Source organism: Xanthomonas sp. SHU 308 (assembly GCF_000364645.1).
In the GTDB taxonomy this organism is placed as follows: domain Bacteria; phylum Pseudomonadota; class Gammaproteobacteria; order Xanthomonadales; family Xanthomonadaceae; genus Xanthomonas_A; species Xanthomonas_A sontii.
Genome location: NZ_AQOK01000377.1, coordinates 1 through 1,616, shown reverse-complemented (window position 1 = coordinate 1,616; position 1,616 = coordinate 1). Strand labels below are relative to the sequence as shown.

2 protein-coding genes are annotated in these 1,616 nt (G+C 71.7%); one reads left to right on the top strand and one right to left on the bottom strand.

Features of this window, described 5'->3' with window-relative positions; all coding sequences use genetic code 11:
- Positions 1 to 424: hypothetical protein (locus D588_RS24705; RefSeq protein WP_017916259.1), on the top strand; the 424-nt coding region annotated here is incomplete at its 5' end.
- A gap of 37 nt (positions 425 to 461) precedes the next feature.
- Here D588_RS24705 and D588_RS0112800 read toward each other — a convergent pair.
- A complete protein-coding gene (locus D588_RS0112800) occupies positions 462 to 1,424 on the bottom strand; it encodes a hypothetical protein (protein WP_232764291.1) in 963 nt (320 codons plus the stop codon).
- Positions 1,425 to 1,616: the final 192 nt, after the last annotated feature.

Genomic DNA, 1,616 nt, shown 5'->3' with positions numbered 1-1,616 from the left:
CGCGCCCGCCGCACCGGCCGCTGCGCCGCCGCCGCCCTCGGTCGCACCGCCGTCCACATCCGATGCCGCCGCGCAGCCCGACATCCAGACCCTGGGCGAAGTGCGCGCGCTGCCGCCGGACGAGGGCGAGCCGCTGGACCTGTATCGCTTCAAGAATCCGGTGTCGCCGCCACCCAACCGCTTCGACAAGGACTGGCGGCCGCCGCCCTCGGTGGAGCAGGTCAGCCAGAGCGGCGGCTACATCGCGCTCGGTGTCTACTACCTGGCCGGCAAGGCGGCCAAGGGCCTGCACGCGCTGACCGGCGGCCCCGACCAGGTCCAGGCTGCCGTCGCGCGGCCACCTCCACAGCTGAGCGAGGCCGAACTGCAACGCGCCATGAAGGTGTGCGCGGAACAGGGCGGGGGCTGCGCAGCGGGGCCGTGAGCGCGCCGCCGCGCAAGCGTCGCCCACCTCGGCGACCTCAGCCGCAGGCCCAGTCCAATCGCAGGTCCTGGATGTCCAGTTGCGCGATGCCGCCGCCGAAGTTGTAGCCGCCGAAGGCCTCGTCGAACTCGATGTAGTACGGGCTGAAGTCCGGGATGCCCTGTATCGGGCGCATGGTGCCGCCGAGGTGGTTGATGGCGTGGCCGGCGGCCCAGTCGTGTTCGCGGTAGTGCTCGCGGCTGACCACGCCGTCCTGCCAGTAGTAGAACGGCTGATAGCCGCCGGGATCGGGCGCGTCGCCGAACGTCTCGCGCGGCGGTACCCCGGCATTGGGATCGTGCTCGCGCAGGCGCAGCCGCAGCGGACGATGCAGGGCGAAACGGTCCGGCGCCTGCGGCAGCGGCACGCTGCGCGCGTCCCACGCTTCGCATACTGTCGCGCTTCCGACCTGCAGCCATTCCGGCGGCGGCGTCCGCTGCAGCAACGGGCTGTCCACCAGCGGCGGCGGCCGGCATGGCGCGCCATCCACCTCTTCCTGCCGCAGCAGGATCAGCGCATAGGCGCAGTCCAGCAGGTCCTGCATGCGCCGCAGCCGCGGGTGGGCCTGCAGCGCGCGTTCGCGGAACGGTTGCAGCGCCGGGTCGGCCAGCGCCTGCGCGGGCGTGGCGATCGCGTCGTGCATCCCGTCCACTGTTCCGGCCGGGCCGCCGTCGTTATGGTCCGGCGCGGTGGCGAAGAACGACACCGCGACGATGTCCGGGCCGTGCACGCGGTAGTCCGGTGGCAGCCGCAGGGTGAAGCCGTGCTGCATCGGATAGCCGCTCCACGGATCCAGCGGCCATTGCGCCGCGGCGATGCCCGGCGGCAGGCCGAAGCACCAGCCGTCGCTGTCGGGAGCGGGCGCGCCGTCGTGCCAATCTCCGGGTTCGATGTCGTAGGCGTGCATCGGAACGTTCTCCAAGGTGTGGTGAGACTGCAGGGTCCAACGTCGCGACGCCATCGGCGTGTGACGTGTCAGCCCATGCCTCTGCCTTGTGCTTGACGCACCTGCGCGTCGAGCTGTTGCTCGCCGCCCAACTCGGCCTGCACGCTGGCTTGGCGTTGCTGCGATTGCGCCAGGGCACCGAAGGACACCTCCACTGGTGTCTTGATCGCCTGGTCGGTCGGCATGTGCGCGCGCAGGCTGGCGGGG

Coding starts and splice junctions, on each gene's coding strand:
- D588_RS0112800 (WP_232764291.1), bottom strand. CDS start 1,424: ATGGCGTCGCGACGTTGGACCCTGCAGTCTCACCACACCTTGGAGAAC.